General features: G+C 56.2%; 5 protein-coding genes. 1 reads left to right on the top strand and 4 read right to left on the bottom strand.

All coding sequences use genetic code 11. The annotated features are described in order from the left end of the window. The 4 genes from AB4Y96_RS26245 to AB4Y96_RS26230 form a co-directional block, all read right to left on the bottom strand. The coding region (locus AB4Y96_RS26245) for an SLOG family protein (RefSeq protein WP_441920947.1) at positions 1-461 on the bottom strand (461 nt) is incomplete at its 3' end. Between the two features lie 36 nt (positions 462-497). Then, entirely contained in the window at positions 498-806 is a 309-nt protein-coding gene (locus tag AB4Y96_RS26240; protein WP_441920945.1) for a hypothetical protein, read from the bottom strand. A 96-nt stretch (positions 807-902) separates the two neighbouring features. Beyond that, positions 903-3617 carry a magnesium-translocating P-type ATPase gene (gene mgtA / locus AB4Y96_RS26235; protein WP_441920943.1) on the bottom strand — a complete coding sequence of 905 codons (2715 nt, stop codon included), beginning with the start codon at positions 3615-3617 and terminating at the stop codon, positions 903-905. A gap of 242 nt (positions 3618-3859) precedes the next feature. Next, positions 3860-4129: a hypothetical protein gene (locus AB4Y96_RS26230; RefSeq protein ID WP_441920941.1), complete on the bottom strand. Its 270-nt coding sequence runs from the start codon at positions 4127-4129 to the stop codon at positions 3860-3862. A 446-nt stretch (positions 4130-4575) separates the two neighbouring features. On the opposite strand from AB4Y96_RS26230, the gene AB4Y96_RS26225 reads away from it, so the two are divergent. Next, the gene (locus AB4Y96_RS26225) at positions 4576-6333 is read left to right on the top strand and encodes an ABC transporter ATP-binding protein (protein ID WP_441920949.1); all 1758 of its coding nucleotides are present in this window, start codon (positions 4576-4578) and stop codon (positions 6331-6333) included. Positions 6334-6591: the final 258 nt, after the last annotated feature.

Below are 6591 nucleotides of genomic sequence, written 5' to 3'. Positions count from 1 at the left end.
CATCTGCAGGGCAGATGGGGTGAGGCTGTCATGGCAAAGCAGGCCGTTTGGCACAACGTGTCGCCCTCCGGGCTGTCGGCACAATAATCGGCATCGCCTTGGGACGGCCGCTCAGTTACCCGCGCGGTCACAACAGGAATGTTCTGCGCGCGTGCCTGTTGCACCAGTTCCTGCACATGCCTGCCACCGGGAAAGGCCAGCAGTGCGTCGGGGCGGCTGTCTTCCAGCATGAACCGGTTGCGTTTTGCGTCGGCCTGCTTGCCCAGCAGGGACCAGTTGGCCGGATAGCGAACGATATGAATATCGTTCTGCCGGGCCCAGTCCTCGGCGGCCGAACCAAGTGCGGGCAAACCGCCATGGATCAGAACCGTCACCGGATATTCCAAATGGATACGATTGAGTTCGCTGAGGATGACGGCAGCATCGTCAAAATGCCGCCCGCCTGAGATCAAAAGGCGCATGATTGTGCTCCTTGCCTGTTGTGTATTGAAAACCAGCTACCAGCGCGCGCGGCGCAAAATGCGGATAGCTGCATGATTGCAGGACGACGACCATTGGATCAAACGCCAGCTGTGCTTGCGGCTGAGCAGCCCTCGGCGATAGAGCCGGGCTGCCACCCAGAATAACCCCTGCCCGATAATTGCCAGCAACCAGCAGACCCAGCGCAGAACCTGATCCTTCAGCCGCGAACGGCGTGGTTCCGGGCGACGGGATGCGGGACGGGACCGGCGTTTTGGCAGGCCGTCCCATGGGCCTCGGGGTGTTGTTCCGGCGTGAAAATGCCGGATGGAAATGTTTGTGACCATATCAGATCTCCTCTGACGTCAATTGTCCGAGCCGCGCATTCAGCGGCACCAGAAATGGGAGGATGCGGGCGGCGCGGGCCGCCCGCTGGTTGAAGCTTAGAACCACTGGCCAAAACGGCGGATATAGACAGTCTTCATCGTCTGGGCGACGACGCAGTAGCTGAATAGTGTTGCCACCAGCCATGGGAAGTAACTCCATGGCAAAGGCTGCAATCCGACCAGCGTGCCAAGCGGTGAGAAGGGAACATAAATTCCAAGCCCCATGACGAGTGTCGACATCAGGAGAACCGGCAGGGCAGCCGTGCTCTGGATGAAGGGGACCTTCTGCGTGCGCAACATGTGTACAACCAGCGTCTGTGACAGCAGACCCTCGATGAACCAGCCCGACTGGAACAGCGACTGATGTTCAGGTGCATTTGCGGCAAAGACAAACCACATCAGGGCAAAGGTGGTCATATCGAAGATCGAGGAGGTTGGTCCGATCCAGAGCATGAAGCGGCCGATATTTTTGGCATCCCACTTGCGCGGCTTGCTCAAAAACTCCTTGTCCATCTTGTCCCATGGCAAGGCCAGTTGCGAGATGTCGTACATCAGGTTCTGGATGAGGAGATGGATCGCCAGCATTGGCAGGAACGGGATGAACGCACTGGCCACAAGCACCGAGAACACATTGCCGAAATTCGAGCTGGCCGTCATGTTCAGATATTTCATGATGTTGCCGAAGGTCTCCCGGCCCTTGATGACCCCCTCTTCGAGAACCATCAGGCTCTTTTCCAGAAGGATGATATCCGCCGATTCCTTGGCAATATCCGCGCCGCTATCGACCGAAATGCCCACATCCGCATCGCGCAAAGCAGGCGCATCATTGATGCCGTCACCGAGAAAGCCGACCGTGTGACCATTGGCCTGCAAGGCTTTGAGCACCCGCGATTTCTGCAGCGGTGTCAGCTTGGCAAAGACGACCCGCTCTTCCACGAGAAGGCGCAGGGCATTGTCATCAAGCTTTTCAATTTCGCGGCCAAGCACAGGCACACCAGCCTCAAGCCCGACCTCGCGGCAGATCTTGACGCTGACCACCTCATTGTCACCGGTCAAAAGTTTGACCGCGACCCCATGTTCGGCAAGCGCAGCAATGGCTGGACCTGCGGTTTCTTTCGGTGGATCGAGAAAGGTCAGGAAACCTTCAACAATCAGCTCGCTCTCATCGCCAATGCCATATTGAGCCTTGGTATCCCCGGCAGGAATTTCCCGTGTGGCCACAACCAGAACGCGAAAGCCATCTTCGTTATAGGAACGGGCGATAGCAGTCAGTGCCTTCCGGCTTGCCTCATCCAGCACACGCACATCCTTGCCGTCGCGCATCTGCGTTGCGATGGTCAGCATTTCTTCCACTGCGCCTTTGCAGACGAGCAGGTGCTCACCGGCGACACCCTCGACCACCACGGACAGGCGGCGGCGAATGAAATCAAACGGCAATTCATCAACCTTGCGATAGAAGGCGGCTGACCGCATGGCATCGGAACTGGCATCGGTAAAGCGCAGGACAGCCTGATCCATCAGGTTTTTCACACCGCTCTGGTGGTGGCTGTTGAGCCATGCCAGACGCAGGACATTCTCGTCACGCTTGCCATGGATATCGACATGATGCTCCAGAATAATCCTGTCCTGAGTCAATGTTCCCGTCTTGTCCGTGCACAGAATGTCCATGGCACCAAAGTTCTGGATGGCGTTCAAATGCTTGACCACGACCTTGCGCCGGGCCATGGCAACAGCACCCTTGGCAAGGTTGGACGAGACGATCATCGGCAGCATTTCCGGTGTCAGACCGACGGCAACCGCAAGTGCGAACAACAGGGCTTCCACCCAGTCACCCTTAGCAAAACCGTTGATGAGGAAAACAACCGGCACCATCACCATCATGAACCGGATGAGCAGCCAACTGACGCTGTTAATACCCCGGTCAAATGCGGTCTGTGCACGCGAGCCAACGATGGATTTGGCAAGCGAGCCGAAATAGGTGCGCGACCCGGTTGCCACCACGACGGCGGTGGCGGTGCCGCTGACAACATTGGTGCCCATGAAACAGATATTGGGTACATCAAGCATGTCAGCCTGATCCGAAGCAACGCCCAGTGCTGACTTCTCGGCAATGGCACCCAGCGTGTCGTATTTTTCGACGGGAATGGCCTCGCCGGTCAAAACGGCCTGACTGACATAGAGATCACGGGATTCGATAAGCCGCACATCAGCCGGGATCATGTCACCGGCGGACAGGCGCACGACATCTCCAGCCACGAGTTCGCGCATCGGGATTTCAAACACCTCACCTTCCATCGTCACACGATGGCGCCGCAGGACGGTTGCCGTGGTCCGCACCATGGCTTTCAGCGATTCAGCAGCCTTGCCGGAACGGTATTCCTGCACAAAGCGCATGACGCCACTGGCCAGCACCATGACCATGATGATGATGACTTTGGTTGGATCGGGAGCATCGCCGCTCTGCATTGGCAACCAGCAATCGGTGAAGGCGCTGATGGCTGCCAGCACAATCAGCACCATGATGAAAGGATTGTTGAAGGCGGTCAGAAGCTGGATCAGCGCATGCGGGCGGCGATCATGGGCGACCTCGTTTGCACCATCTTTGGTCAGACGCTCCGCTGCATCGCGGATTGTCAGACCGTCGCGGTGGCTTCTGACATTGGCAAGGGTGCTATCGATATCGTTCTGCGCTTCCCGCACAGCGCGCATCGAAAGCTTGCGGCTATCTTTCTTCTCCGCATTCAATGCGGAATTCTTGAGAATAACGTTCATTTTCTGGTCTCCTGCCGCGACATGCGACAGCGACACCAGCTCCGGATCACCTGAATTTCAGGCGCAGAGAACCGTGCCGAGCCGTCACATTCACGGTCGGTTTTGTTACATTCGATTGTTGGGATAGCCCGCTGCGCTTGCCTGTCATCGGCAGCGCAGCGGGCCTACTAGGATAATCGTCCATGAGATACTCCTTCATTGACGCCAGCGGCGCGCGCTTGGCGTGTGAGGAAAAAACGCGATCAGATCATGCGACCGGAATGATATACAGCCAGAACCATCCCCAGCTTCTCAACTTGGGACAGAGTTTCTGCGGGTGGCTCATTGTCGGCATGCCAATGCATTTCAAGCCGGCCATTGACCGGATTGACGCGCCAATCTGCGTGCAGATTGGCAAAAAGGGGCTGTTTTTCAGCAATAGCGGTAACAATGTTCCGCTGTAAGCCGAGACGCCCGCGTGTGCGGGTGGCGAAGGCGCGAACGCCTGGAAGAGTTGCGAACGTGATGTTCATGGCTCACCTCATTGACCGGAAGCGATCCGGCCTGGGTGAGCGACGGTGGAGCCTTAAGCCCTAACGTTGCTCATCCGGTGTACCGGATCGAGTCCTGCTCGTTAGTTGTTTCAAGCGCCCGCGCCACCGTATCAACGGCAGTCAGGGCGCAGCTAGATTTGCTGTCCATCGTCTTCTTTGTGATTTTGAAAAATGACTCGGGTAACCCGAGCAAAACCCCGATACGCCTGCCTTAGCGGAGTGTCAACCACAAAGGTGATCCGTCCGATCAATTGTACGGGAAGTTGATTTACCACGCCTCGGTTGTATCTACTTGCTGGAGAGATTGTCGCTTTCGCGGTAAACCAGACAGATGAAGTTAGCTTATGGGACTTCCCCGTGCTAATCCCTCCCAAACACTGTTCCTCAAGCCGAAACGGCTTTTGTCTTCATCCTCGCGTGCCAAAATGATCAAACGTTTTTTCGCCTATTACGCACCCTATAAGGGGCTCTTCGCGCTGGACTTTTCCTGCGCTGTCTTTTCGGGTCTGCTGGAACTTGGTTTTCCGATGGCTGTGCGTGCCTTCATCGATGTGCTGCTGCCGAGTGAAAACTGGACCTACATTCTGCTGGCCGCGATGGGACTTTTGGCCGTTTATCTACTCAACACCGGTATTACCGCCGTTGTTGTCTATTGGGGCCACAAGCTTGGCATCAACATCGAAACCGAGATGCGCCGCAAGAGCTTTGACCATCTGCAAAAGCTTTCCTTCCGCTTCTATGACAATAACAAAACCGGGCACCTCGTTGCCCGCGTGACCAAGGATCTGGAAGAGATCGGCGAAGTAGCCCATCACGGACCGGAAGATCTGTTCATCGCTGTAATGACCTTCATCGGCGCTTTCCTGCTTATGTTCTACGTCAATCCGCATCTGGCATTTCTGACCTTGGCGATTGTGCCCTTTGTGGCATGGGTTGCCAGCCGTTATGGCGGGCGGATGACGCGCAACTGGCAGAACCTTTACCGCCGCGTCGGTGATTTCAATGTCCGCATCGAAGAGAATGTCGGCGGTATGCGTGTTGTCCAGGCTTTTGCCAATGAGGATCACGAGCGCGATCTTTTTGCCCATGACAATGCGCGCTACCGGGAAACCAAGCTCAGCGCCTACCGCATCATGGCGGCAAGCACCTCGCTGAACTATATGAGCATGCGCCTGATCCAGCTGATCGTCATGATCGCGGGCAGCTACTTCGTCATTACGGGAAGTCTTTCCAGTGGTGGCTTTGTCAGTTTCCTCCTGCTGGTGACTGTGTTCGTTCGCCCCATCGAAAAGATCAACTCCGTCATCGAGACCTATCCGAAGGGCATTGCCGGTTTCAAGCGCTATACCGAACTGCTGGATACCGAGCCGGATATTGCGGACCGGCCAAATGCAACCGATGTGAGCGGGCTTCAGGGCAATATTCGCTATGAGAAAGTGAGTTTTGGCTATACCTCGGACCGAACTGCCTTGAGCAATATCGATCTGGAAATCAAGGCTGGTGAGACGGTCGCTTTCGTTGGCTCTTCCGGTGCAGGAAAGACGACATTGTGCTCATTGCTTCCACGCTTTTACGAGGTGGTATCAGGTGCCATCACCATTGACGGCGTTGATATCCGTGACATGACCCTTGCCTCGTTGCGCAGCCAGATCGGCGTTGTCCAGCAAGATGTTTTTCTGTTCGGCGGTTCTATCCGCGAGAACATCGCCTATGGCCGACTTGATGCTTCAGACGAAGACATCATTCTGGCTGCACGGCGTGCCCGTCTGGATGAAATGATTGCAGGCCTGCCTGCGGGGTTTGAAACCATCGTGGGCGAGCGCGGCGTCAAACTCTCGGGCGGTCAGAAACAGCGGCTGGCCATCGCCCGCATGTTCCTGAAGAACCCGCCCATCCTCATACTTGATGAGGCAACCTCAGCGTTGGATACGCAGACCGAACGGGAAATTCAGGCATCGCTTGCCGAACTTGCCGAAGGCCGCACAACACTGGTCATCGCCCACCGGCTGGCAACCATCCGCAATGCGGATCGTATCGTTGTGGTTGATGACGCCCAAATCCTTGAACAGGGCAGCCATACCGAACTGCTGGCAACTGGCGGCGCATATAAGCGGCTCTATCAGGTGCAGTTTGGTGACGCCGGTGCTGAAATCATCCTTGACCGGTTTAGCAAAAAATCCTGATCCTGATTGTATGGCGCTGTGAGCTTTACAGCGCCGGTCAGAAAAGTATGCTCCTGTGACAGAGCAATTTTGTTTATCCGGGGACACCCCAGTTAAATGAAATTTGCCTGAGAGCTTTGGGAGGAGCGATTGATGATCAGGGAAAGCTACGTTCACGGTGCCAGCAATCAGCCGTTGATTGGCGAGACGATCGGACGGCACTTTGACCACATTGCCGGGCGGTTTCCGGATCGCCCCGCGCTCGTGGTGCGGCATCCG

Source organism: Phyllobacterium sp. TAF24 (assembly GCF_052113785.1).
Classification (GTDB): domain Bacteria; phylum Pseudomonadota; class Alphaproteobacteria; order Rhizobiales; family Rhizobiaceae; genus Phyllobacterium.
The sequence above is the reverse complement of the archived record's forward strand: the minus strand, read 5'-3'. Positions and strand labels throughout refer to the sequence as shown.